General features: G+C 55.9%; 17 protein-coding genes and 1 tRNA gene. 3 read left to right on the forward strand and 15 right to left on the reverse strand.

Features of this window, described 5'->3' with window-relative positions; translation table 11 throughout:
- The 10 genes from FXO12_RS21715 to rpsU all read right to left on the reverse strand — a co-directional run bounded on the left by FXO12_RS21715 (position 1) and on the right by rpsU (position 16,730).
- The gene (locus tag FXO12_RS21715) at positions 1 to 2,166 is read right to left on the reverse strand and encodes an AAA family ATPase (protein WP_160049755.1); all 2,166 of its coding nucleotides are present in this window, start codon (positions 2,164 to 2,166) and stop codon (positions 1 to 3) included.
- Positions 2,163 to 2,636, reverse strand: a complete 474-nt coding sequence (locus FXO12_RS21720; protein WP_160049756.1) for a hypothetical protein — start codon at positions 2,634 to 2,636, stop codon at positions 2,163 to 2,165. Before FXO12_RS21720 ends, FXO12_RS21715 begins: the two co-directional genes overlap by 4 nt.
- Complete coding sequence (locus FXO12_RS21725; protein WP_160049757.1) at positions 2,623 to 3,291, reverse strand: hypothetical protein; 669 nt, start codon at positions 3,289 to 3,291, stop codon at positions 2,623 to 2,625. Before FXO12_RS21725 ends, FXO12_RS21720 begins: the two co-directional genes overlap by 14 nt.
- A complete protein-coding gene (locus FXO12_RS21730) occupies positions 3,288 to 6,524 on the reverse strand; it encodes a hypothetical protein (protein ID WP_160049758.1) in 3,237 nt (1,078 codons plus the stop codon). Before FXO12_RS21730 ends, FXO12_RS21725 begins: the two co-directional genes overlap by 4 nt.
- On the reverse strand, positions 6,517 to 7,932 hold the full coding sequence (locus FXO12_RS21735; RefSeq protein WP_160049759.1) for a site-specific integrase: 1,416 nt from the start codon (positions 7,930 to 7,932) through the stop codon (positions 6,517 to 6,519). The genes FXO12_RS21730 and FXO12_RS21735 overlap by 8 nt, the downstream gene beginning before the upstream one ends.
- Positions 7,933 to 8,095: 163 nt before the next feature.
- Positions 8,096 to 8,172 (reverse strand) — tRNA-Ile (locus FXO12_RS21740).
- A 136-nt stretch (positions 8,173 to 8,308) separates the two neighbouring features.
- Positions 8,309 to 12,052: a bifunctional diguanylate cyclase/phosphodiesterase gene (locus FXO12_RS21745; protein ID WP_087716051.1), complete on the reverse strand. Its 3,744-nt coding sequence runs from the start codon at positions 12,050 to 12,052 to the stop codon at positions 8,309 to 8,311.
- A gap of 134 nt (positions 12,053 to 12,186) precedes the next feature.
- A complete protein-coding gene (gene rpoD, locus FXO12_RS21750) occupies positions 12,187 to 14,034 on the reverse strand; it encodes an RNA polymerase sigma factor RpoD (RefSeq protein WP_034128833.1) in 1,848 nt (615 codons plus the stop codon).
- A 67-nt stretch (positions 14,035 to 14,101) separates the two neighbouring features.
- A complete protein-coding gene (gene dnaG, locus FXO12_RS21755; RefSeq protein ID WP_014720188.1) occupies positions 14,102 to 16,072 on the reverse strand; it encodes a DNA primase in 1,971 nt (656 codons plus the stop codon).
- 442 nt (positions 16,073 to 16,514) lie between these two features.
- Positions 16,515 to 16,730: a 30S ribosomal protein S21 gene (gene rpsU / locus FXO12_RS21760; protein WP_002551877.1), complete on the reverse strand. Its 216-nt coding sequence runs from the start codon at positions 16,728 to 16,730 to the stop codon at positions 16,515 to 16,517.
- Positions 16,731 to 16,933: 203 nt separating this feature from the next.
- Here rpsU and tsaD point away from each other — a divergent pair, with 203 nt between their 5' ends.
- Positions 16,934 to 17,959 carry a tRNA (adenosine(37)-N6)-threonylcarbamoyltransferase complex transferase subunit TsaD gene (tsaD, locus tag FXO12_RS21765; protein ID WP_003194748.1) on the forward strand — a complete coding sequence of 342 codons (1,026 nt, stop codon included), beginning with the start codon at positions 16,934 to 16,936 and terminating at the stop codon, positions 17,957 to 17,959.
- 31 nt (positions 17,960 to 17,990) lie between these two features.
- Here the strand turns inward: tsaD and plsY are convergent, their stop codons facing one another.
- Entirely contained in the window at positions 17,991 to 18,560 is a 570-nt protein-coding gene (gene plsY / locus FXO12_RS21770) for a glycerol-3-phosphate 1-O-acyltransferase PlsY (RefSeq protein ID WP_057978453.1), read from the reverse strand.
- A 74-nt stretch (positions 18,561 to 18,634) separates the two neighbouring features.
- Between plsY and folB the strand changes: the two genes are divergently transcribed.
- Positions 18,635 to 18,988, forward strand: coding sequence for a dihydroneopterin aldolase (gene folB, locus FXO12_RS21775; protein WP_054896792.1), 354 nt, complete (start codon positions 18,635 to 18,637; stop codon positions 18,986 to 18,988).
- The gene (folK, locus tag FXO12_RS21780) at positions 18,979 to 19,497 is read left to right on the forward strand and encodes a 2-amino-4-hydroxy-6-hydroxymethyldihydropteridine diphosphokinase (protein WP_057978456.1); all 519 of its coding nucleotides are present in this window, start codon (positions 18,979 to 18,981) and stop codon (positions 19,495 to 19,497) included. The genes folB and folK overlap by 10 nt, the downstream gene beginning before the upstream one ends.
- 134 nt (positions 19,498 to 19,631) lie before the next feature.
- On the opposite strand, the gene FXO12_RS21785 is transcribed toward folK, so the two are convergent.
- From FXO12_RS21785 to FXO12_RS21800, 4 genes are all read right to left on the reverse strand, one after another.
- Positions 19,632 to 20,861 carry a multifunctional CCA addition/repair protein gene (locus FXO12_RS21785; protein ID WP_057978458.1) on the reverse strand — a complete coding sequence of 410 codons (1,230 nt, stop codon included), beginning with the start codon at positions 20,859 to 20,861 and terminating at the stop codon, positions 19,632 to 19,634.
- 63 nt (positions 20,862 to 20,924) lie between these two features.
- Positions 20,925 to 22,490 carry a SpoVR family protein gene (locus FXO12_RS21790; protein WP_057978460.1) on the reverse strand — a complete coding sequence of 522 codons (1,566 nt, stop codon included), beginning with the start codon at positions 22,488 to 22,490 and terminating at the stop codon, positions 20,925 to 20,927.
- The gene (locus FXO12_RS21795) at positions 22,487 to 23,758 is read right to left on the reverse strand and encodes a YeaH/YhbH family protein (RefSeq protein ID WP_057978462.1); all 1,272 of its coding nucleotides are present in this window, start codon (positions 23,756 to 23,758) and stop codon (positions 22,487 to 22,489) included. The genes FXO12_RS21790 and FXO12_RS21795 overlap by 4 nt, the downstream gene beginning before the upstream one ends.
- Positions 23,759 to 23,871: 113 nt before the next feature.
- A complete protein-coding gene (locus tag FXO12_RS21800) occupies positions 23,872 to 25,794 on the reverse strand; it encodes a PrkA family serine protein kinase (RefSeq protein WP_003194732.1) in 1,923 nt (640 codons plus the stop codon).
- Positions 25,795 to 26,013 lie beyond the last annotated feature (219 nt).

A 26,013-nucleotide genomic window follows, 5' to 3' on the forward strand; every position in this document is an offset into this window, starting at 1 on the left:
TCAAACCGAGAAGCCAACACAGAGGGTGTCGCTTCGGTTTGGGCGAGCTACCCCCTGCAGCATGATGTCCTGCGTGCTTAGGATCAAAGCCAGCCGCTTAGATCGGGAGACGGCTGTGTACAGCATGCTTCGTTCCACAAATTCGCTTTGACTCAGAGTGCAAAGGATTGACGTCTCGTACTCGCTGCCTTGCGCCTTATGAATGGATATGGCGTAGGCAAGCTTCATTCCCAGCCCGAACAAGTCCATCCTGGACAGGGTCACTTCGAACCCATTGAAGAAAAACATACCTGAAGTCTGCCCATCGATTGACGTAACCCCAGTCATGATCCCGGTGTTGCCGTTGAACAGATTATGCTCGTAGCTATTCTGGGTGACGATGACGGGGTCGTTAACTCGCAGCCAGTATTTGCCCATCCAAATGCCTTGCTTCTCGTCTGTATGCTGGAGGGCACTTTGCAGGTGTTTGTTTATATTGTGCCCGGAATCCGGCATGCGATCAGACATGTGTGGCGTCAAGATCTGAGCGTCAGGGATGAGCTGCTTGATCTTCGCGAGGTGTGTCAGCATGTCCTGCGTGTTTGTGCAGGGGATCAGATAAACCCCATCGCGCTCGCCATTCCAGAATGGCAAGGTATCCAGATGACCAGATCTAATCTTCATGGCGATGTTCTGAAGGTGACTGTTGCCGATTGACCTGTGAACCTTGATCAAGTGGGTCGACGGTATCGCCTTCGATTTGGCCAGTGCATGGAAAAAGATTCCATAACCAACCGGTGATAGCTGACCAGTATCGCCTACAAGCAAGAGAGACAGTTCTTTCTTCGCGAAGGCATTCAGCAGTTTCAGCATCAAGGCGATGTCTACCATGCTGGATTCATCAATGATTACCAGAGGGTCGCCTCCAGTGCTGATCCCTGAGCTTGCGGTGCTGATTTTGATCAAGAAGCTGTGGATCGTGTAGGTGTCTCGGCCAACACACTCCTTGGCGCGCTCCTTGGCTTTTCCGCTCAGTGCTAAGACATGCACAGGGCGGTGCTGAGAGGCTATATCAACGATGGCTTTCAGCACGGTTGTCTTGCCCGTACCGCCAAATCCAGTCAGCGTGCTGATGCGATTAGTAAGCGCCATCAGCACTGCGCTTTTCTGGTCTCGGGTGAGTGAGTGTCCAGGCACGCTCTCACCGTGTGCGCAGTAATCTTCAATCGCTTGCTCAAGTTCCTGCGGAGAACCGTGAAGCAATGAGGCCTGAGCGGACAGTAGACTCGCGACTCGCAGCTCGAGTTTACTTTCGACAAGGGCCGCTCCCAGTGGCTGGATAAGCGTCGTCCCTTGATGCTTCTTGACGCATACAGCACGCCTTTGTAAGGCACAGTTGATAGCTTGGTCTACCAGTCTGGCGGATGGAAGCTTCTGCATCAGGGCGGCTTTTAGCTCTTCGATTTCGTATGCGGTATGACCCTGATCCAAGCGCACATAGAGCAAGTTCTCCACAAGGCCAGCCAACCTGCGTGGGTCATCACGAGGTATGCCTAGCTTGGCTGCTGCGGCGTCTACGATTTTCCACATGTTCGGGTGAATGCCTTGAAACGCAACGAGGCTGTACGGATTAAGCTTCAGGCGCTCTACCGTGTCCGTCTGGCAAACCTTAAGAATGCTTTTGGCGAGCCCAGGGTCGAAGTCGTGCTCCATGAGAAACTCAATCGTTGAAATTTCATCCTGCAGTGTCCTCCAGGCATCCACGACTTTTTGGGCGAGATCAGGATTAATCAGCTCCGCCAGGTGGCTGACTCTGCCTACAGTCAATACCTGAGCAAGGTTTTCTGCGCCCAATGCCCTGACAAGTTTTGAGACTTTTGCTTTGCCGAATGACAGCCCACGAAATGCAGGATGCTTTATCAGCAATCGTTCCACATATGCCGCTATGGGCAGGTTTACGATGTGGCAGCTTTCGATCAGAACGAAATCCCTGTACTGATCGTGCCCTGTGATCGAGCCTTTGAACTGCCAGCACTCACCGGGCTGAGGTATGCGCGTGATGATTTTATAGCTGGCTCTGCATGTGTAAATTTTATTTTGGCCAATGATGCGTCCGGAGAAGACTGCCCCGCCAAAACTGCCTGGCTTCACCGAACTTACCTGGATTATGCTCGACAGATTGGTCATAGGATAAATGACCGCCCGGAGTCGATCATCAAGTCCTGCTGGCTACTGATTTCCTGTGCAGATGTCCGAAGCAACCGCAGCTCGGCAGAGAGTCGCTCAACTTGCTCGCGGAGCAGTTCGTTCTCCTTCGACTTTTGCTCAAGCATTACTCGCAACCGATTCGCTTCGCGGCTTTTCGAATCCGCCATATCATCCGCCAGAGACTCAGTGTCTTTGGCCGCAAAAAACTCACTGCCTATGCGGCGAATGTCCTTCGCGATGACCTGTTCCAGAGTCTGGCCCTCGGAGCAAAAGACCTTCTTTGCGCTTTCAGAAAACCACTGCCTACGATTACCACATTCATCAGCTATTTTGCTGAAGTTGACGGCGCCAAACTGATTCACAGGGAATTTTTTTCCAGCCTGTTCAAGCTGCAGCACATAGTCCCTGTAGCGGTCGTACGGAGAGCGCTTTTGATCACCGGTCGCCATTAGTGCTTTCCTTGGCTTTCATCCAAAGGACGAAGGGTTCGGCAATGTCTCTTGGAATAAGCCCTTCAGCAGGTTCGAGATCATCAAACGTGCAGGTGATTTTCTCGGCCTTTATATCAACATCGAACATGCCATCGCTTTTTTTGAGCACTTGCAGGAGTACGCGGCATGTCTTATCAAATTTCGCCATGAAGCCTTGATCGCTATTTTTTGCGTCTGGCAATGCTACCGCCGAGGCTCCATGGCTTCGCAGGGCCGAGCGAAGGGCTTCATTTTCCTTCCTCAGCCTGTCTGCTTCAGCTTGCAATTGGTCTGCTCGCTGAACGGCCAGCTTTCCGACAAGCTTGTCCTTCTTGGACTCCATGTTTCCAGCAGCATCCCAGTGCTTGAAGAATATTGGCCCGAGCAGAGCCCAATAGTCAGTGCTCTGTACCAAGGTTCTGTAGCCAATCTTCTTTTCGTTTACAGGAAGCCCATCGTTGTAAAGTTCGGCGCAGAATCTTGAGTAAGGCGTAACCCCATCGAATGATGCTTTTCCTACGAAAGACTTCAGCTTAGGTATTACTTCGTCTTTAATTCGGGAAATTCTATAGTCGCGGTTCAGCTTTTGAGAGCCAGCAAAGCGGTTTTGGCCCTTTTTCGCACCTTTGCTCATGCAGGAACACCTCCTGGGCTCGAAATTAGCTTGAGGATTGCAGTAGGTCGTTCCAAGGCCATGGGCTTACTAATTGCATCATTCAAATCATGCAGTGAAAGACCCAGAACTTCACACGTAGACCGAATCAGGCCCCTAAATTCATCGATCAACGTGAATCCTGTAGGAGCTTCTTGCAGCATGCGGTTAAAGTCTCCAGTGAATGCAAGGAGCTTGTTTCTTGCCACTTTAACCTGCTTGTCTAACTGTGGAGTGAAATACTCCGCATGCGACTTGGCTTCTGCAGTGCGAGCAATCAGGTTGGAAAGCGAGTCTTTCTTGAGCTCTAAGCGCTCCAGGTGCTCTGAGACGATTTCAGGTTTCTCTACCAGGAAGCTTTCACGCGTTTTGATTTCGTTATGCATTTGCTCGAGGCAGTGAGCAGTAACGCTCCATGAAATGATCTCTGCGGCAAGGAATTTGCGACGATTGGCTTTTGGCACAAGGCTTTCAGGCGATGCTCCATTCCTTTTAGACTCGGCGATATAGGCCTCCAGCTCGCTACACTCGTCAGTTAGCACACGAATGTGACCGTATATCCTTGGCAGGTGGTCGACAGTTTTGACCGAGTAATAGCAGCCCCCGCACGGCATACTTATCCCAGGAATGGCACCCAGGTCTTTAACGACGTCCGCTGGGCAGCGATTACCAAATGGGCAGATATGAGTGGGCATGAAGGCCAGCGAGTCGATGGGGCGCTGCCTTGTCTCCCTGACACCTGAAACCACATCATCCTTGGTCTCACGGTCAAATGAGATCGCACCGAAGTCAATCAGAGACTTGTCCTTGTCTCGCCGGAAAGCCCGCTGAAGCTTCGATGCAACGTCTTCTGCTTTGATGTTAGACATTGCTGGGCGGTCAACTAGCCATCCATGCTCAATACTCAATTTTTGATACTGGGCAACCGATTTCAGGTATGCAGGGTCAACTTTTGCGTAATACATTACATGTTCATCACTGGCATGGCCGGTAATAAATGCGCCGATGATGTGTGGCGGTAAAATTGGGATGTATTCAGATACAACTGATACTCGGCAGGAGTGCGGGGTATGTTCGATTAATTTGCAGGCCTGTCCCTCAAGTTTGATCGCGGTGAGATAGTCGTGAGGATCATCAATAGATTCCAGATCCCCCACAGCCTCTGGCATTGCGTTCGTCGCCTCAATGCCCAGCTGAAACCTGCAGAACAAGTCGAAAGAATAAATTAGCCTTTTGAAATATTTCGCATAGGCCTCCGGAGTCAGCACGCCAGGACTTGTTCCCTTCGGAAATAGCGTGATGATTTTGCCATGCTCATTTTCTTCATGGTAGTCATACCAGGTTTCGACATCCATTGCGGGATCGTTAAACCAAGGGATCATGGCTTTTTGACGATCCAGCAGTTCAATTACCGTCTTCGAAACAGTAGCGTCCCAGGGGCCGTTTACTTTGTCAGTGTTGATGCGTAATTTGCAAAGCGGAGGCAGGGGTCTTGAACGATCAATTCGCATATCATAGGTTCGCCTCTCTAGCCAACGTATGTGAATACTACGAACCCCTGTCTCCAGTGCGATGATATTATGTCTGATGTAATTGAGCTGAGGATAGAACACCCACTTCCCTTCGCGTTCAACCGAGTGTTCAATAATTGGCACGACGAACCTTGGAAGAAGTCGCAGCGCCTCATACTTCATGGGGCGATTATCTTCGGATTTAGGCTGAGAAGCGTCAAATGATGGGTTCCGGTAGAACACAATTGGAACGTACCCAAGTTTTTCAGTTTGAACGATTTTTTGAGTATTGTTCCAGTCCTTTGTTTCAATATCAGCCCTGAATTTTTTGTCGAATAGGTTTATTTGTTCGTGATATACCCTTTCGGCTAGGTGAGTTGTGAAAGACTCTATCGCGTAGCAGTATTGGAGAAGGTATGGGAAATGCTCAGAATGAAATGCAGGCTTATTAGAGCTATTCCTTCTTCGCACGATGGGGAAATCGAGCTCCAGTATGGGGCAAACAAAACCAGAAAGTTTCTCGTCGGCGCTCGAGTGAGCCGTCAAATAGTTGAAAAAGCTGGTGATGTGGTACATGATCTGCTGGATCGTTGAGTTTGACCTGCCTCTACGAAGAAAGGTGAGGAAGCCTATGTATCCATCGCCTTCCATGTGCGTCCGATTAAGCTCACTTGGGTGAGGAGGAAGCAATCCCGTAGCAGTAGGGTATTCGCCAAACAACCAGGTATTCAGAACTGAGAAGCTCTTGCTGTAAGCGTCGAAAGACTTAATACCCCGAGACTTTTGTAAGCCGGTATATTTGTCCTGATATTTCAACCACGACTCGACACTTTCCTTGTGCTCATCAGGATAGTCATATTCGCCAGAGGCCAGAGCTTTTCTACTGGCGTGCAAATCATTTTTAGGGCGGACGGCGACCTGGCTACATCTGTCAGAATACAGCCTCTGAACATAGTTCCAAAACGCGGCTGGGGAGATGGGGTACTGGAACCAGTCAACGTCATTTCTTCGCGTTAAGACCAAGTGGTCGGAGAGGTCAGCGATGTCATCTGGATTGATGTCTTCGATTCTATGCCAGTCTGTGCAACGAATCATGCGCCATGCGTACCATCCAAAGTTTTTGACGGCACTAGGCTTCATTACGGAGGTAATGTCCGGAATGTCTTCGTAGGGAACATGCGATATAAACGGTTTGCTCACAAATGCAAGCACCTCGGTATAGGATGCTGCAGCAAACTCATAGAAGTTGGTTCCTTCGTCCTGATTGTGAACGGTGGGCTTCCTTAGGTCAGCCGGTAGCAGGACAGCTCGCTCCTGCCAGAGAAAGTGAAGAATTAAGACGCAGTCTTTGCTCAGCCTCTCCAAGGAAGACTTGTTGAGCCAGTCAATAGAGGCCTTCGGAACGACCTGCTTCGCAATTTCTATCGGCGCAGTCTTTTTCGTGCAAGCTAAAGCATTACGCACCCACACTTCATCATAAATAGGTGCATTCGACACGTTCAGGTGGTCATCAAACAGGCGCACGATGGACGCGTTGTAATATTCGTTACGAGCGCTGCTTGTTACCTTACTTGGAGAGATATAGTTCGTGCCAAACAGCTCTTTGCAGACGCAAGCCTTGGCTTTCGTGATCGCCTCTTTAATGGAGCTATCAAGAGGCGCTCCAGTTTTGATAATCTGAATATCCTTAGTCAGGTTAATCATGTTGCGTCCCTTGAATGCGATTCGCCTCGTCCTTCAATACTTCGAGCTGGCGCAGATAAAATTCCTCGCGAATTGTGGTAAAGGAGGCATCGCCTCTTTGCATGACGTACTGGTTAGCATGTTGAATGTATGCTTCGATGATGTCGGTGTCGTGCTTCGCGTACTTCATCGTGGATGTAACGCTGGCATGGCCCATCAGGATCTTCACGTAGGTAATGGGTAGGCCAGGAAGGGTTTGGCCAGGAACTGGCATGTAATTAAGCGTGTAGGTTCCGTACATATGCCTCAGAGAGTGAGTGCTGATGCCTGTGACGTCCGGCAAGCCTGCCTTCAAGGAGTATTTCTTAAAGGTTTTGTCACGGCTGCTCCTGTCGCTTGCGAAGAAGGGCCTGCCGTCAGTGTTTTGAAATAAGAAATCATGTCCAACGCTAGAGTTGTATTCTAGGGTCAGGTACTTCTCAAGGTTCTCCCAGAATATTTTAGCGAATGGTTCAATCATGAAGGTCACCTCGGTCTCCCGACCTTTCCAGGAGAGAAGCTTATGCTCTTCTTCAGTAATACCAGGCGCTTTCCTCGCAAAGGGGTCGCGTAGGAACACTGCAAAATCGTCATCATCGATGTCAGACATTCGAACTTGTAGCGCCTCGCTTGTACGCGAACCTGTCGCGGCAAGTAGGGCATATAGCGTCATATCCCTGTAAAATGTCGTGGACTTTGCAGGCTTGGCCTGTCTGAGAAAGTCGACGGATCGTTCTATAGGGAATGGGAGGATCTTGAACGGCTGCTTGTCGTGTTTGCTGTTCCTACGACCTGCTTTAGCAAACAGCTTATCTCTCTTGCGTTTAGGCAAAACTGAGTTCAGCGAGCCACGAATGACTGCTGCCATCCATGAATTAGCTTTTTGGGCCGAAACCTCATATTGACTTCGATATTCGGCCTTGCTCGAGCAGAACCGACTGAACAGATGGTCAGGTGCTGTCATGTTTTTTGACTCGGCTACCTCAAGAAACCATCGAATAGACGACTCTATTGATTCCGCGATTGAGTTTTGACCGGTTAGCCGTGTCTTCCCTAGGCTATGGGCCAGCGTCTTCGCTATCGGGTTCGTGGCGTCCGTACCGAAGAGGAGATAAACCTGGTAGCTGTAGATGACGGTCTCGATAGTGAACTCGACATCTGCAGGAAATTGGGTTTTCGTCGCCTCATATACGTAGTCGATGAAGCGGCCAACGTGCTCCGAGTAGAGCTTATCGGTGTTTCCTGCGTAGCCCTTACGTGCCAGCCACGTCGTGTAGTCGGTGAACGGTTTGAACTCGCGTGCCTCGTCGGGCATGCCAGGGTCGAGATGAAGCAGGATGTAGTTAGCCTCGCTCGTAACGGGCGCTTCGACCAAGATGAAGTTTTTCATGAGCTCTCAATTCCAAATGCCACACCCTGTTAGCTTTGGGTGTTGCTTTAGTCATGTCAAGAAAAAATCTCAAATTGCCGAATTCTTAGAACGAACAAAGCTCCGTCAGTGTGGTCGTTGACCTTCTGCGGAGTTTGGGTAGGTGCTTGATTTTAAGGGGGTATGGGGCCACTGGAGGGAATCGAACCCTCGACCTGCCGATTATGAGTCGGACGCTCTAACCGATTGAGCTACAGTGGCATTGAGTGATTACAAGCTAACAAAAATTGCCTTCAAATACCACACTGGTATTCGTACCACATAAGAACCTACGACCAAGGGATTATGAGTCCCCTGCTCTAACCAACTGAGCTATAGGCCCTCAGTAGGTCGCGGATTATAGCGATGGTTTGTTCACTGTGCCATCCGAAAAATCCTTGTGCCGTGTACGAAGGAAGCTGGCGGCAAAAAGCTCCGGCGGCAGGGGCAGGCTGACGATGTAGCCTTGCATCTGTTCACACCCCTCGCTTGCGAGGAATGCTTGTTGTGCCGGGGTTTCCACGCCTTCGGCGATGATGGTGAATTGCATGCTGTGGCCAAGGGCGATGATGGCGCGCACGATGGCTGCATCGTGAGGGTCGTCGGGCAAGCCGCGGACGAAGGATTGATCGATCTTGAGGAAGTCCAGAGGCAGGCGTTTGAGGTAGCTGAGGGACGAGTAGCCGGTGCCGAAATCATCGATTGCCAGCTGTACGCCCAGGCGCTTGAGTTGGTGCAACACCGCCAGTGCTTCTTCGGCTTGGCTCATGATGAAGTTTTCGGTGATCTCCAGCTGCAGGCAGCCGGGTTCGAGGTGGTAATCGCGCAGCAGTTGTTCGATGCGTGACAGCAGGTTGGGGTGACGCAGTTGCGCGCCTGCAAGGTTGACCGACAGGGGGCCGAAATCCTCGAAAGCCGCTTGCCAGGCGTGCAACTGCCGGCAGGCCTGTTCCAGTACCCACTCGCCGATTTGCAGGATCATGCCGTTCTCTTCGGCCAGGGCAATAAAGTGCTCGGGCGGGACCTCGCCCAAGGTCGGGTGGTGCCAACGGATCAAGGCTTCGGCGCCGATCAGTTGTTGGGTGACCAGGCTGCGTTTGGGTTGGTAATACAGGCTCAATTCTTCACGTTCGATGGCGCGGCGCAGTTCGTGCTCCAGCGCTACGCGTTCATTGGCCTGGGCGGTCAGGTCGCGGGTGTAGCGCTCGACCCGGTTGCGCCCCTTGGCTTTGGAGCGATACATCGCGGCGTCGGCATTTTTGACCAGGGTGGCGACGTCGGTACCGTCTTGCGGATACAGACTGGTGCCGATACTCGCGCTGATGAAGAACTCATGCTCGCCGGCCTGGAATGGCGGGGTAAAACAGTCGAGCAGTTTGTTCGCCAAGTGCTGGGCGTCGCTGGCCTGTTGCAAGCCGGGCAGCAGGATGATGAATTCGTCGCCGCCCAAGCGAGCAACGGTGTCCACGTCCCGCAACTGCTCCTTGAGGCGTACGGCGATGTCTTTGAGCAGCAGGTCGCCAACCGGGTGGCCGAGGCTGTCGTTGATGTGCTTGAAGCGGTCGAGGTCGAGAAACAGCACCGCGCCCTGTTTACCACTTTCCTGCTGGCCGTTGAGGGCGGCCTGCAGCCGGTTTTCAAACAGGGTGCGGTTGGGCAGGCCAGTCAATGGGTCGTGGTGGGCCTGATAATCCAGGCGGGCCTGGGCCAGCTTGAGGCTGGAGATGTCGGCAAACACAGCAACGAAGTGCGTGACCAATTGCTCGCGGTTACGCACAGCGCTGATGGTCAGCCAGCTCGGATACACCTCGCCATTCTTGCGGCGGTTGGAGATCTCTCCTTGCCAGTGGCCATAGGTCGTCAACTGGTGCCACATCGCCGCATAGAACGCGCTGTCGTGCAGGCCGGAGGCGAGCAGGCGCGGGGTATGGCCAAGGGCTTCAACCTCGCTGTAGCCGGTTATCTCCGTGAAGGCGCGGTTGACGGCGCTGATGTTCTGCCGTGTGTCGGTGATCAAGACGCCTTCGGCGGTGCTTTCGAACACCGTGGCGGCCTGCTGCAGTTTTTCCTGCATCAACTGGCGTTCGGTGATGTCCCGGGCGATGGTCAGCATGCAATCTTCGTCGCCAATCGGCAGTGGGCGGCTGGACACTTCGCACAGGCGAATCTGGCCGTCGGCACGACGGATATGACAGATGAAATCGCGGACAAAGCCGTCGCGCTGCATCAACTCCAGCATGTGTTTGCGTTCGTTGAGGTCGACCCAGATGCCTAGGTCCAGGGTTGATTGGTCAAGTGAGGAGGCGCTGGTGAAACCGGTCAGGTGGCTGAAACCTTCGTTCACTTCAATCAGCAGGCCATCTCTTTGGCGACTCAGTAGTAAACCGTCGGGGGAAGCATGGAATGCCTTGGCGAATTTCTCTTCGGAGGTTTGCAGCTGCTGTTGGGTTTCCTTGAGCTCGGTGATATCGCGCACCACTACCACCAAGGCTTCAGTGGTATCGAGTTGGAACGGCTCAGCTGAGATCAGCCCGGTAAATGCCTGACCATTGCTGCGCAGAAAGGACATTTCCAGGTTACGGATACTGGTGGTCTGTACCCGCTGCAGCAAATCCGGACCGACGCCCTGAATGCCCCATATATTCAGATCTGAGGCGGTTTTGCCCACGACCTCATCAAAGCTCAGGCCAATCTGGTCCTCGAATGCCTTGTTGACCTCCAGCAAACAACCATCAGACAACCGAGCAATCACCAGGATGTCCGGGCACTGCTGAAACACCGAGGCAAATTTCTGCTCGGACAGTTGCAGGGCTTCTTCGGTGCGCTTGGCTTCGCTGATGTCGATCATCAGGCCGCGCAGCACCGGCTCGTGGCCGTGTTCGATCAGGCTGACAATGTCACGTACCCACAGGCAGCGGCCATCAGCGGTGATGACCCGGTAATCAATACTGTGATCACGGTTGGCACGAGTTTCCCGATAGCAATAGGCCTCGGCGCGGGTCAGGTCAGCGGGATGGATGATGTTGCGCCAGAAGCCTGGAATCAGCCAGTGGGCGCGGGGATAGCCAAGCAGGTCTTCGGCATGGGGCGACACATAGCTGTAGGTGAAGTCGCTGATGCTTGCTTCCCAGGCGATGGCGGACAAGCTCTCCACCAAGCCGCGATAGTGGTACTCGCTGCTTCGCAGTTCTTGCTCAAGGGCGACCCGACGGGAAATTTCCGAGCTGAGCCGGCGATTGATCCGAATGACGATCGCCAGCACTGTACTCAACAGCAGCACCGCTGGCAGGCCGTACGTGAGCAGGTCAGCCCAGAAGGTGCGGTGATCGGTGAAGCTGCCGACCCAGTGTTGCTGGATCGCATCAGTTTCGGCTGAACTGAGATCGGCGAGGACTTTGTCCAGGATGCCCACCAGGATTTTTTCATCCCGCGGGACACCCATCGCCAGTTGGTAGCGGTAAGGCGTTTCGCCGCTGACGTACAGGCCGTCGAGCTTGAGTTGGCGCAGGCTCCAGACGCTGGAGGCGAGGTCGCCGACCACGGCATCCACTTCATCGGTGGCCAGGGCTTGCAGCGTCGAACTGACGTTGGGCAGGGCGACCAGATTCAGGTCCGGATGGTGGGTGCGGAGCAATTCATGGGGGGCGTAGTTCTCCACCACGGCAATTTTCAGCCCGTACAAATCCTTGAGGCTGCGTGGTTTCGCGCCGCCTTCATGGGCCAGGATGACGATGGGAAAGTCGAGATAGGGGCGTGTGAAGGCCAGGAAGTTTTGGCGTTCGGGGGTGGACATAATGCCCGGCAGCAGGTCGAGCTGATTATTGCGGGCTTGTTCAAGCACTGCGGTCCAGTTAACTGGTTCGATCAGTTTGATTCGCACACCCAGGCGGTCCTGGAGCAGGCGTACGTAATCGGCTGCCAAGCCCTGATATCGCCCATTTTCATCGCGATATTCAAAAGGTGGCCAAGACGCATCCACGCCTAGGCGCAGCTCCTGATGGTCCGCCAACCAGCTACGCTCATCATCCGTAAGAGTCAACGCGCCAGCCGTTGCGGTCCAGGTCAGCAGCGACAGCAGTATCACGGTCGGCAATCTGGGCATAACGGTCTCGTTATGGCACGGGGAATGTCTCGAGTGTAGACGGGCATTGCGAGGGTGGGGTGGTGCGGGGCAGTTAATCTGTCAAAGCAATCGGTAGAAAGCAAAACCCCCGGCCTGGGCCGGGGGTTCTGGTATCACTCGTCGAGGAAGGAGCGCAGATGCTCGCTTCGCGTCGGGTGGCGCAACTTGCGCAGCGCCTTGGCTTCGATCTGACGGATCCGCTCACGGGTCACGTCAAACTGCTTACCGACTTCCTCAAGGGTGTGGTCGGTATTCATGTCGATGCCGAAACGCATGCGCAGTACCTTGGCTTCACGGGCAGTGAGGCCGGACAGTACGTCGCGAGTCGCTTCTTTCAAGCTCTCAACAGTGGCGACATCGATTGGCGACTGCATGGTCGAGTCTTCGATGAAGTCGCCCAGATGGGAGTCTTCGTCATCACCAATCGGCGTTTCCATGGAGATCGGCTCTTTAGCGATCTTCAATACCTTGCGGATTTTATCCTCAGGCATTTCCATGCGTTCGCCCAGCTCTTCCGGAGTCGGTTCGCGACCCATTTCCTGCAACATCTGCCGGGAAATGCGGTTGAGCTTGTTGATGGTCTCGATCATGTGCACCGGAATACGGATGGTGCGGGCCTGGTCGGCGATCGAGCGAGTGATCGCCTGACGGATCCACCAGGTGGCATAAGTCGAGAACTTGTAGCCGCGACGGTATTCGAACTTGTCCACCGCCTTCATCAAGCCGATGTTGCCTTCCTGGATCAGATCAAGGAACTGCAGGCCACGGTTGGTGTACTTCTTGGCGATGGAGATCACCAGACGCAAGTTCGCTTCAACCATCTCTTTTTTCGCGCGGCGGGCCTTGGCCTCACCGATCGACATGCGACGGTTGATGTCTTTGATTTCTGCAATCGTCAGGCCGGTTTCGGTCTCAAGCGCGGTCAGCTTCTGCTGGCAACGGATGATATCGGGCTGCAGGCGACCGATGGCTTCGGCGTATTTCGCCTTGCCCTTGGCCAGTGCGTCGCTCCAGCTTTCGTCAACTTCGTTGCCCGGGAACTGGCGCAGGAAATCGGTACGCGGCATGCGCGCATCACGCACACAGAGCTGCATGATCGCACGCTCTTGGGCACGCAGACGCTCAAGGGCGCTGCGAACACGCTCAACCAGGCCTTCGAATTGCTTGGGCACCAGCTTGATCGGCATGAACAGCTCAGCCAGGGCCACCAGCTCGGCAATCGCCTGCTTGTTGCCGCGACCGTGCTTCTTCAGGGCCTTGCGGGTGATTTCCATTTGATCGGAAACCGCACCGAAGCGCTGGGCCGCGATGACCGGGTCTGGACCGCTTTCGGCTTCTTCTTCGTCGTCGCTGCTTTCAGCTTCGTCGTCGTCGGAGTCGTCGTCCGCTTTTGCGGCTTTCGCATCAACAGGCGGCGGTACTTCGGCGGCAGGCGGCGCAATGCCGTCGTCCGGGTCGATATAACCGCTCAGGACGTCAGACAGGCGGCCACCTTCGGTGGTGACGCGAGTGTACTCGGAGAGAATGTGGTCAACCGTGCCAGGGAAGTGCGCAATGGCGCCCATCACTTCACGGATACCCTCTTCGATACGCTTGGCGATTTCGATCTCGCCTTCGCGTGTCAGCAGCTCGACGGTACCCATTTCGCGCATATACATGCGCACGGGGTCTGTCGTGCGGCCGATATCGGTCTCTACTGCAGCCAGCGCGGCAGCAGCTTCCTCAGCGGCGGCCTCGTCGGTATCAGCGTCGGCCAGCATAAGGGAATCCTTATCTGGCGCGACTTCGAATACGTTGATCCCCATGTCGTTAATCATGCGGATGATGTCTTCCACCTGCTCAGGATCTGAAATATCCTCAGGCAGGTGGTCGTTGACCTCCGCGTAAGTCAGGTAACCCTGCTCACGACCAAGAAGTATCAACTCTTTGATACGAGACTGCTGTTGCGCTTTTCCGGACATAACACCCTATCCACTGAAGGTCTTGGCGGGCAAAAAACAAGCCGAGGATTATACCCGAGCTATGACCTCACACGCCAGCTGAGGTCGGGTTTGATGCGTAAACATTCTGTTTTAAGAGGTCGCGCATCTGTTTTGCTATCTGAATTTGCTCTTCAGCCGATAATCCCGGCTGCCTTGCTCTCTTGATAAGTTCGTCGAGGGTCTGAGTGTGTTGACCCGCGGATAACCTATTAATGGTGTCTAAAAACTGTTGTTCAAGGTTGTCGCCGTCAATTAGCCACTCCTTTTCCGCCAGTGCCCGTAATAAACGGCCCTGTTCCGTGCCATGCCAGCGAGCCATCAACTGGATTGAGTTTAGCTTAGGGTTTTTCTGCACGGCTTCGATCAGTGCAATAAGCACCTGGGCGTAGGTGTTGCTCTCGTTGGCAAAATGGTCGGCGCTTTCAACCTTACCGGCCAATTGCGGGTGGTGAATCAGTGTGCGCAGTGCAATCAATGTGGGGGCTTCCACCGCTACGGGTGTGCGTGGAGCGTAGGCTTCATCGCGATCACCGCGTTTACCGTTTTTGCTCCACGGCTTTTTATCCCACTTCTTGCCGCCTGCGCCGGGCTTCTTCGGCGTCCATTCCTGCTGGGGGGCGAAGGCCTCCTGAGGTTGGTGAAAGTCAGCGTAGTCCGGCATGGCGTCGTAATCCATTCCGGGGTCGTAGGCTGGCGGCGCCTCTTGCGGAGCGCTGTGCACCAGCTGGCTGACGGCTTCACCGCTCAAGCCGGTGATCTCCAGCAGGCGCTGGCGCATCAGTGTGCGCAAATTGGCGCCCGGGACTTTGTCGATCAGCGGCGCCGCAAGGGTGGCCATATGGGCCTTGCCCTCCAGGGAGCGCGGGTCGGCTTCTTCGGTCAGTTGCTGGAAAAAATAATCCGCCAGCGGCTGTGCATGTTGATTGATGCGTGCACGGAACGCATCGGTACCTTCCGAGCGCACGAGCGTGTCCGGGTCTTCGCCTTCGGGCAGGAACAGGAAGCGTGCGCGACGCCCATCCTGCAGGCTCGACAGCGTGGCTTCGAGCGCGCGCCAGGCGGCGTTGCGGCCAGCCTGGTCGCCGTCGAAGCAAAACAGCACGCTGGGCACGACACGGAACAGGCGCTTCAGATGTTCTTCGCTGGTGGCGGTGCCGAGGGTCGCGACCGCGTTGCGCAGGCCTTGTTGGGCCAGGGCGATCACGTCCATATAACCCTCAACCACGATGATTTCGTCGAGGTTGCGGTTGTTCTTGCGCGCCTCGAACAGGCCGTAGAGTTCCTGGCCCTTGTGGAACACCGGGGTCTCCGGAGAGTTCAGGTACTTGGGCTTGTCGTCCCCGAGTACACGGCCGCCGAAGGCGATGATGCGGCCACGGCTGTCGCGGATCGGGAACATCACCCGGTCGCGGAAGCGGTCATAGCGCTTGCCGGTCTCGGCGTTTTCCACCAGCAGGCCGGCATCAATCATGGCCTTTTGCTGGAGGGTGTCGCTGCTCAGGTGTTTATACAGATTGTCCCAGCCCGGCGGAGCGAAGCCGAGACCGAAGTCCCGAGCGATTTCGCCGGTGAGGCCGCGCCCTTTAAGGTAATCGACAGCGGCCTTGCGCTGCGGATGGCTCTTGAGTGCCTGGCGGTAAAAATCGGCGGCAGCGGTCAGCAGCGGGTACAGCGGCGAATCGGTGGGTTGCCGGGGTTTGTGCGGGCGGCCACTTTCTTCGCGGGGCACTTCCATGCCGGCGGCTTTCGCCAGGTCCTCGACAGCCTGGGGGAAGTCCAGGTTGTCGTGGTCCATCAGGAAGCCCAGGGCATTCCCGCCCGCCCCGCAACCGAAGCAGTAATAGAACTGCTTGTCGGGGCTGACGCTGAAGGATGGGGTTTTTTCTTTATGGAACGGGCAGCAGGCGGTGTAGTTTTTGCCGGCTTTTTTCAGTTGTACGCGTGAGCTGACAACATCGACGATGTCGGTGCGGTTCAGAAGGTCGTCAATAAAGCTCTGGGGAATCAGCCCGGCCATGGCGTTCTCGTCATCACTGCGTGTAAATGAGGGCCCGTGAGGTGTTCAAGCGCACGTATAGGGGGCTCGATCATCATCGTCTGCATGGGTCATCAGGAAGTGTATCTGCCGAATATTCACTGAGGGTAGTTTCTGATCAGTCTTCGGCATGGAAATGTTGCCCGGGCGTCCGGTCTTGGCCAATGGCAGCCTCGGAAACGCATCGATGGGCACAGCCGACACGGTTGATCGTCTGTTTGAAGAATAGGTGTGCTCGTCAGTAGCCTTGTTAGGCTCGTCAGAAGAGACGTGCACCGCTGGCAAAAGAGCCAGCCCTGACGTGTGAAGCAGTGTCTCGGTCGCATGTGCGGCGTCGACGGTGAAGCATCAAGCGATATCCGCAAATGCCAACAGCCCGGCTGAGGGCCGGGCTTGGCAGAAGCTTGCTACGAACGTCTGTGTATTAGTACAGACGAACGGCGCGGCGCTGTTCGCGCTGAACTTTCTTAGCGTGACGCTTAACAGCGGCTGCTGCTTTGCGCTTACGCTCAGAAGTTGGCTTCTCATAAAATTCGCGGCTACGAACTTCAGCCAGAACACCGGCTTTTTCGCAGGAGCGCTTGAAACGACGCAGAGCTACGTCGAAGGGTTCGTTCTCTTTTACTTTGACGGCTGGCATCCAGAGCTACCTTCTTTCATTACCGGGAATCAACGTTCTCGTCGCAAAAAATTCGCGGCTGAGGTCGTCGGTTTTTAAGGGTTGCGGATGTTAACCCCTCATTGCCCGGAATGCAAAGCCTCTGATCGAAAACCGCTAGTCGGGAGGGGGAGTGGCGACTATTATGCGCGCCTTCGAATTCAGCCTCTACAAGGCGCAAACCCATGCTAGTACTGGGACTTGAAACCTCCTGCGACGAAACCGGAGTCGCACTATACGACAGTGAACGCGGGCTTTTGGCCGATGCACTGTTCAGTCAGATCGACCTGCATCGCGCCTATGGCGGCGTGGTGCCGGAGCTTGCCAGCCGCGATCACGTCAAGCGCATGCTGCCGCTGATCCGCCAGGTGCTGGATGAAGCCGGCTGTGTGGCAACCGAGATCGATGCCATCGCTTACACCGCCGGCCCCGGATTGGTCGGAGCCCTGCTGGTTGGGGCCTCTTGCGCCCAGGCGTTGGCGTTTGCCTGGGGCATTCCTGCCCTTGGTGTGCACCATATGGAAGGCCATTTATTGGCGCCCATGCTGGAAAAAACACCGCCGGAGTTTCCGTTCGTCGCTTTGTTGGTTTCGGGGGGGCATACGCAGCTGGTTCAGGTGGACGGGATCGGCCAATACACACTGTTGGGCGAGTCGCTGGACGATGCCGCCGGTGAAGCGTTCGACAAAACCGCGAAGATGATGGGACTTAATTATCCGGGTGGTCCGGAAATCGCCCGCCTTGCCGAGAACGGCGTTGCCGGTCGCTACACCTTCCCGCGGCCGATGTGTGATCGCCCTGGCTTGATGTTCAGTTTCAGCGGCTTGAAAACCTCTGCCTTGAACACCTGGCAGCAGAGCGTCAGCGCCGGGGACGACGGCCAGCAAGCCCGTTGCGACATCGCGCTGGCGTTCCAGCAGGCTGTGGTGGAGACTTTGACCATCAAGTGCAAGCGCGCCCTGAAACAGGCGGGCATGAAGCGGCTGGTGATCGCAGGCGGCGTCAGCGCCAACAAGGCGTTGCGCAGTTCCCTGGAAAAAATGCTCGGCGACATGAATGGCAATGTGTTCTACGCACGCCCTGAGTTCTGCACTGACAACGGCGCAATGATCGCCTATGCCGGTTGCCAGCGCTTGCAGGCCGGGCAGCACGAAAGCCTGGCGATCAGCGTGCAGGCGCGCTGGCCGATGGAGCAATTGCCGCCGTTGTAAGGTTCAAGGGCGCCGAGTCCAGGCGGGATATTTAAAAATGCCGTTCGCGCCCGGCAAACAGGTCGCGTAGATTGCCGCGGTGGCGCCAGACGATCAGCAGTGTCAGCACGCTCATCGGTAACAGCGCTTGCGGTTCCTGCCAGGCCAGCAACGGCAGGGTCAGCGGCGTAGCAATCAGCGCGGCCAGCGAGCTGGTACGGGTCAGGTAGAACGTCAGCAGCCAGGCGAGCATGGCCAGTAACGCCGCAGGGGGGTAAATACCCAGCAGCATGCCGGCCGCCGTGGCTACGCCCTTGCCGCCGCGAAAACGGAAGTACAACGGGAACAGGTGGCCCAGGACGGCACATAGGCCCACCCAGGCTTGCTGCTGCAAGCTAAGGCCGACGAGGCTGGCGATCAGCACGGGCAGCAGGCCCTTGCAAACGTCGCCCAGCAAGGTCAGGACGGCGAGTTTCTTGCCGGCCAAGCGCAACATATTGGTGGCGCCGGCATTGCCTGAGCCACTCATTCGCGGATCGGGGTTTCCCGTCAAGCGGCTGAGCAAAATGGCGAAGGACAGCGAGCCGAGCAGGTAGGCGAAAATCGCCAGTGACCAAAACATGCTAACTATTCCGGGCGAGGACGCCCTGATTCTAACGGGGCATCGCGCCCTTGTCGTGCTGCGGAGAAAAGTGCTTGGACAGAGTGTTTATCGAAGGCCTGGAAGTCGACACCGTGATCGGGGCTTACGACTGGGAGCGCGGAATCCGGCAATGCCTGCGCCTGGACCTGAGCTTCGCCTGGGATAATCGCCCAGCTGCGGCCGGTGACGACCTGACCCTGGCACTGGATTACGCCAGGGTGTCTGCGCGTATCCAGGCCTTTGCCGAGCAGTCCCAGTACCAACTGGTGGAAACCTTTGCCGAGCGTCTGGCCGAAGTGCTGATGAGTGAATTCCAGATTCCCTGGCTGCACCTCAAGTTGACCAAGCCCGGCGCGGTGCCGGCTGCCAAGGGCGTGGGCGTGGAGATCGAGCGCGGATGTCATTGACTCAGGTTTACCTCGGGCTTGGCAGCAATATCGACCGCGAGGCTCGTCTATGTGCCGGCTTGGATGCGTTGGCGGGTTTCTTGACGGATATGCGCTGTTCGGCGGTGTTCGAAAGCCAGCCGGTGGGGATCAAAAGTGGGCCGTTTTTCAATCTGGTGGTGTCGGCTTATACCGATCTGCCGTTGATGGAGTTGGATCGTCGTTTGAAATCCATCGAGGCTGACAATGGCCGCTACGCGCCAGACCGCAAAGGCCTGCCGCTGGATATCGATGTGTTGTTGTATGGCGATCTGGTGGGCAATTTCGATGGCTTGATCTTGCCGCGAGCCGAAATCCTGAAAAACGCCTTTGTGTTGTGGCCGCTGTCGATGATGGCGCCGGACCGTATGCACCCTGAGGCTGGCAAGACAATGGCCGAATTATGGCGAGACGCGCAGATTGATCAGGTATTGGCACCGGTTGCGTTCGAATGGCAGGGTCAGCCACTCATGCCACGAGCTGTTTTGTAGGAGCCGAGCTTGTTGTGGCGAGGGAGCTTGCTCCCGCTGGGCTGCGCAGCAGCCCCATTATCTTGGGAGCGCTTCGCACTGGAGCGCCAGCCCGGTCCCGCGGGAGCAAGCTCCCTCGCCACAACGGCCATCGCCTAAGGAGAGGGGTTTTCCTTGTAGGCTTTCAATGCGCTTAACCGTTCGCGCTTGAGCGCATCGCCCAGTTCGGGACCTTTGAAACCCTTTTCTAGCAGCGGCGCGACCGGCACTTCGCGTGCAGCCTTTGCCGCTCCGCGCAAATAATCGGCCTGTGGATAACTGCGCTGTTCAAAACCCTTGCGGCCACGAGCGTCCATTTCGCAGGCCACCACGAACTCCTCAAAGCGTTGCGGCCGACGGTACACGTCGAAGCTTTGCAGCAACTCCAGCAATGTCGAGGCCTTGAGTTCAAGCGCTCGATGCCCGTGAGTATGATATTGCCCCACCAGCAAGGCCAACTCCTGGCAATCCCTCGGCACCTTGAAACGCTCGTTCACCGCTTTGATCAGCTTCAAGCCGCGATGTTCGTGGGCAATGTGCTGCGGCAACTTATCCACAGGTGTCAGGCCCTTGCCCAGGTCGTGCAGCAGGCAGGCCCAGCGCACGCTCAGCGGTTGCTTGTGCAGGGCAGCTTGTTCCAGCACGCTCAAGGTGTGCACGCCGGTGTCAATTTCCGGGTGGTGAGCTGCGGGCTGCGGCACGCCGAACAGCGCATCCACCTCCGGCATCAAGGTTTTCAGCGCGTCGCAGTCACGCAGTACTTGGATAAATACCTGGGGTTGATCTTCCATCAGCGCCCGTGAGATTTCCTTCCAGCTACGCTCGGGGGTAAGGGCCTCCAACTCGCCGGACTCACTGAGTTGGCGCATTAACTCCAGAGTCTCAGGGGCGACTGTGAAGCCAAGAGGCGCATAGCGCGCGGCGAAACGCGCAACGCGCAGTACACGGAGGGGATCTTCGGCGAATGCGGGAGAAACATGCCGTAAAATACGCGCTTCAAGGTCGCGTTGGCCCTGATAAGGATCGGTCAGGTTACCCTCGTCGTCCTCCGCCATGGCATTGATGGTCAGGTCACGCCGGATCAGGTCTTCTTCCAGCGTAACGTCGGGGCTCGCATGGAATATAAAGCCACCGTAACCCCGGCCATTCTTGCGTTCGGTGCGAGCGAGGGCGTATTCGTCACCGTTTTTCGGATCGAGAAATACCGGAAAGTCGGCGCCCACCGGTTTATAACCCTTGGCGAGCATCTCTTCAGCCGTCGCGCCAACGACGACGCGGTCTATATCGGTGACCTCGATGCCCAGAAGGCGATCACGCACGGCGCCGCCGACTTTGTAGATTTTCATGAAAAAGCCTCCATTAGCGGCACAGGATAACGCCTGAGCCTGGCCAATGGAGGCTTTGCTGTCTCAGAGATGAACGACGGCCATGTCCAGGCGGCCGTAGTCGTTGTCGTTATGATCGCTGCGCGGTGGCACATGATGGGTTTTCATCACTTGGTCGCCCTGCAGGGTTTCCAGATGAATATCAAAGCCCCAGAGCCGATGCAGATGCTTGAGCACTTCCTCAGTGGATTCGCCCAAGGGTTTGCGGTCGTGCTGCTGGTGACGCAAGGTCAGCGAACGGTCGCCACGCACATCAATGCTGTAGATCTGCACGTTAGGTTCGCGGTTACCGAGGTTGTATTGCGCGGCCAGGGTTTCGCGAATGATGCGGTAGCCGGGTTCGTCGTGGATGGCAGGTACGACCAGGTCGTCCTTGAGGTCGTCGTCCAGGATACTGAACAGCTTGAGGTCGCGGATCACCTGGGGCGACAGGTACTGCAGGATGAAACTCTCATCCTTGAAGCTGCTCATGGCGAACTTGATGGTCGAGAGCCAGTCGCTGCCGGCGATTTCCGGGAACCAGCGGCGGTCTTCCTCGGTGGGGTGCTCGCACATGCGGCGGATATCGCGGTACATGGCAAAACCCAGTGCATAGGGGTTGATGCCGTTGTAATACGGGCTTTCGAAGCCTGGCTGGAAGACCACGCTGGTATGGGACGTGAGGAATTCCATCATGAAGCCGTCAGTGACCAGGCCCTCGTCGTACAGGTCGTTCATCAGGGTGTAATGCCAGAAGGTTGCCCAGCCTTCGTTCATTACTTGGGTTTGGCGCTGTGGATAAAAATATTGCGCGATCTTGCGTACGATCCGCACGATTTCACGCTGCCAGGGCTCCAGCAGCGGTGCGTGTTTTTCCAGGAAGTACAGGATGTTTTCCTGAGGTTCGGCGGGGAAGCGTGCATTGTCTTTGTCGCTGTTCTTGTCGGCGCGCTTGGGGATGGTGCGCCACAGGTCGTTGATCTGTTTCTGCAGGTGCTCCTCGCGTTCCTTCTGGCGCAGGCGCTCCTCTTCTGCGGAAATCGGATAGGGGCGTTTATAGCGGTCAACGCCGTAATTCATCAGCGCATGGCAAGAGTCCAACAGGTCTTCCACCGCATCAATACCGTGGCGCTCCTCGCACTGCATGATGTATTGCTTGGCGAACACCAGGTAATCAATGATCGAACTGGCATCGGTCCAGGTGCGAAACAGGTAGTTGCCCTTGAAGAAACTGTTATGCCCATAGCAGGCATGGGCCACTACCAGCGCCTGCATGCAGATGGTGTTTTCTTCCATCAGGTACGCGATGCACGGGTCGGAGTTGATCACGATCTCGTAGGCCAGGCCCATCTGGCCGCGTGTGTAGGACTTCTCGGTACTGAGGAAGTGTTTCCCGTAGGACCAATGGTGATAGCCCAGGGGCATGCCCACCGAGGCATAGGCATCCATCATCTGTTCAGCGGTGATGACTTCTATCTGGTTGGGGTAGGTGTCCAGGGCATAACCCGCCGCGATACGGCTGATTTCCCGGTCATAGGCCTGGATCAGTTCGAAGGTCCACTCGGAGCCAGTGGAAATGGGTTGGCGCTTGTTCTCTTTTTTGGCGGTCATGTCACTAACCTGCGCTGGAAGAGTTCACGGAAGACCGGGTAGATATCGCCGGCCGAGACCAGTTGCTGCTGAGCGAACGTGTCGGCAAAGGCTTCGCCGATGCGCTCGTATTCGAACCACAGGGCCTGGTGCTCACGGGGGGTGATTTCGACGTAAGTGTAGTACTGCACGAACGGCATGATCTGGTTGATTAAAATGTCCCGGCAGATTGGGGAGTCGTCGTTCCAGTTATCGCCGTCGGAAGCTTGGGCGGCGTAGATGTTCCAATCGTTGGCGGGGTAGCGCTCGGCCATGATCTCCTGCATCAGCTTCAGTGCGCTGGAAACAATGGTCCCGCCGGTTTCCCGCGAGTAGAAAAACTCCTCTTCGTCCACCTCTCGCGCGCTGGTGTGATGGCGGATGAACACTACGTCAATCTTGTCGTAGTTCCGTTTCAGGAACAGGTACAGCAGGATAAAGAAGCGCTTGGCGATGTCCTTGGTGGCCTGGGTCATGGAGCCGGAAACGTCCATCAGGCAGAACATCACAGCCTTGGAGCTGGGGTTGGGTTGCTTGACCAGCAGGTTGTATTTCAAGTCAAAGGTATCGAGGAACGGCACGCGGTGGATGCGCGCGCTGAGTTTTTCGATTTCCGCCTCGATTCCCTGGATATCGCCGAAGTTGTCCGGTTCTTCGCGCTTCAAGCGTGCCAACTCTTCCTTGGCCTGCTTGAGTTTGGCGCGGCTGCTGCCGGACAGGGCGATACGCCGTGCGTGGGCTGAACGCAGGGTGCGGATGATGTTGATGCGCGACGGGTTGCCCTCGTTGCTGATCCCTGCACGTACGGTCTTGAAGGTATCGGTGCCGGTCAGGTTGCGTTTGACCAGGTTGGGCAGTTCGAGGTCTTCGAACATGAATTCGAGGAATTCTTCCTGAGTGATCTGGAATACGAATTCATCCATGCCTTCGCCAGAGTTGCCGGCTTTGCCCGGGCCTTTGCCGCCGCCACCGCCTTGTGGGCGCTGGATATGTTCGCCGGTGGTGAATTCCTTGTTGCCGGGGTGCACCACGGTCTGTTTGCCGCCGCGGCCATGGTGAAGCACCGGTTCGTCGATGTCCCGTCCGGGAATGCTGATTTGTTCGCCATGCTCCATATCGGTGATGGAGCGGCGGCTGACGGCCTCTTCTACCGCCTTTTTGATGTGGTCACGGTACCGCCGCAGGAAACGCTGGCGGTTTACCGTGCTCTTGTTCTTGCCATTGAGGCGTCGGTCGATCACATAGCTCATGGGGAGCCCTCCGGGCAGCTTCACGTTACAAGCTTCAAGCCGCGGGCTGGAAGCTTAGAGACAAGCGGTCAACTGCCAGGCCGGATGCCTGGCAGTGCGCGCTTGCCGCTGCCTTACTGCGATTTGCGAACCCGCAGGTACCACTCGGAGAGCAGTCGTACCTGTTTGTCGGTGTAGCCTCGCTCGACCATGCGTGTGACGAAGTCGTTGTGTTTTTGCTGATCCTCCTTGCTGGCCTTGGCGTTGAAGCTGATGACGGGCAGCAGGTCCTCGGTGTTGGAAAACATTTTCTTCTCGATGACCACCCGCAGCTTCTCGTAGCTGAGCCAAGTGGGGTTCTTGCCGTTGTTGTTGGCACGGGCGCGCAGTACGAAGTTGACGATTTCGTTGCGGAAATCCTTCGGATTGCTGATGCCGGCGGGTTTCTCGATTTTTTCCAGCTCTTCGTTGAGGGCCACGCGATTGAGGATTTCGCCGGTTTCCGGGTCGCGGTATTCCTGATCCTGGATCCAGAAATCTGCGTACAGCACGTAGCGGTCGAAGATGTTCTGGCCGTATTCGCTGTAGGACTCCAGATAGGCGGTCTGGATTTCCTTGCCGATGAACTCGATGTAGCGCGGCGCCAGGTATTCCTTGAGGAAGCGCAGGTAGCGCTCACGGGTTTCGGCCTGGAACTGCTCTTGTTCAATCTGCTGTTCCAGCACGTAGAGCAGGTGCACCGGGTTGGCGGCAATCTCGTGGGGGTCGAAGTTGAAAACCTTGGACAGGATCTTGAACGCAAAGCGCGTCGACAGACCGTTCATGCCTTCGTCTACACCCGCCGTGTCACGGTATTCCTGGATCGACTTGGCCTTGGGATCGGTGTCCTTGAGGTTCTCGCCGTCATACACCCGCATTTTTGAGTAGATGTTCGAGTTCTCCGGCTCCTTGAGGCGCGACAGCACGGTGAACTGGGCAAGCATCTTCAGAGTGTCCGGCGCGCAATGGGCCTTGGCCAGGGAGCTGTTGAACAGCAGTTTGTCGTAGATCTTGATTTCGTCGCTGACCCGCAGGCAGTACGGCACCTTGACGATATAGATCCGGTCGATGAAGGCTTCGTTGTTCTTGTTGTTGCGGAAGGTATGCCATTCCGATTCGTTGGAGTGAGCCAGCAGGATCCCGGTAAACGGAATCGCCCCAAGGCCTTCGGTACTGTTGTAGTTACCTTCCTGGGTAGCGGTGAGCAGTGGGTGCAGCACCTTGATCGGGGCCTTGAACATCTCCACGAATTCCATCAGGCCCTGGTTGGCCCGGCACAGTGCGCCCGAATAGCTGTAGGCATCGGCGTCGTTCTGCGGGAATTCTTCCAGCTTGCGGATATCGACTTTGCCCACCAGCGCAGAAATGTCCTGGTTGTTTTCATCGCCCGGTTCGGTCTTGGCCACGCCGATCTGGTTGAGGATCGACGGGTAGAGTTTCACCACGCGGAACTGGCTGATATCACCGCCGAACTCGGCCAGGCGCTTGGTGGCCCAGGGCGACATGATGGTGTTGAGGTAGCGCCGCGGGATACCGAAGTCTTCCTCGAGGATCGCGCCATCTTCCGTGGCGTTGAACAGGCCCAAGGGGGACTCGAAGACGGGCGAGCCCTTGATCGCATAGAAGGGCACCTTTTCGATCAATTGCTTGAGTTTTTCCGCCAGGGACGACTTGCCGCCGCCGACCGGGCCCAGCAGATAGAGGATCTGCTTCTTCTCTTCCAGGCCTTGGGCGGCATGGCGGAAGTAGGAAACGATCTGGTCGATGCATTCTTCCATCCCATGGAAGTCTTCAAAGGCCGGATAGCGGCGAATCACCTTGTTGGAAAATATCCGCGACAGGCGCGAATTATTGGCGGTTTCCACCAGTTCTGGCTCGCCAATCGCCAGTAGCAGGCGTTCGGCGGCAGAGGCGTAGGTGCTGCGGTCCTGCTTGCACAGCTCGAGATACTCCTGAAGCGTGAGTTCTTCCTGCTGTGTGGACGCGAAGCGTTGTTGGAAGTGGCTAAAGATACTCATGACGTCGTCACCTCGCTCGATACGTGGAGCCGACGCCGGATCAATCAGTCGATGCTGGCAGTCATTGGCGCACGCCAATGGCTGTTTTCCCCCCAGAACACCCTGAAACGTTACCGATGACCCGTACGCCGGTGTACCGGCTCTCCCCTGATTCGGATGGCCTGCGCTTAAGGATAGTTCGGAATCCGGGAGGTCAAGGCGCGATGCGCAATTAGTTTG

Origin of the sequence: Pseudomonas sp. J380 (assembly GCF_009827115.1) — a bacterium.
Lineage (GTDB): Bacteria > Pseudomonadota > Gammaproteobacteria > Pseudomonadales > Pseudomonadaceae > Aquipseudomonas > Aquipseudomonas paracarnis.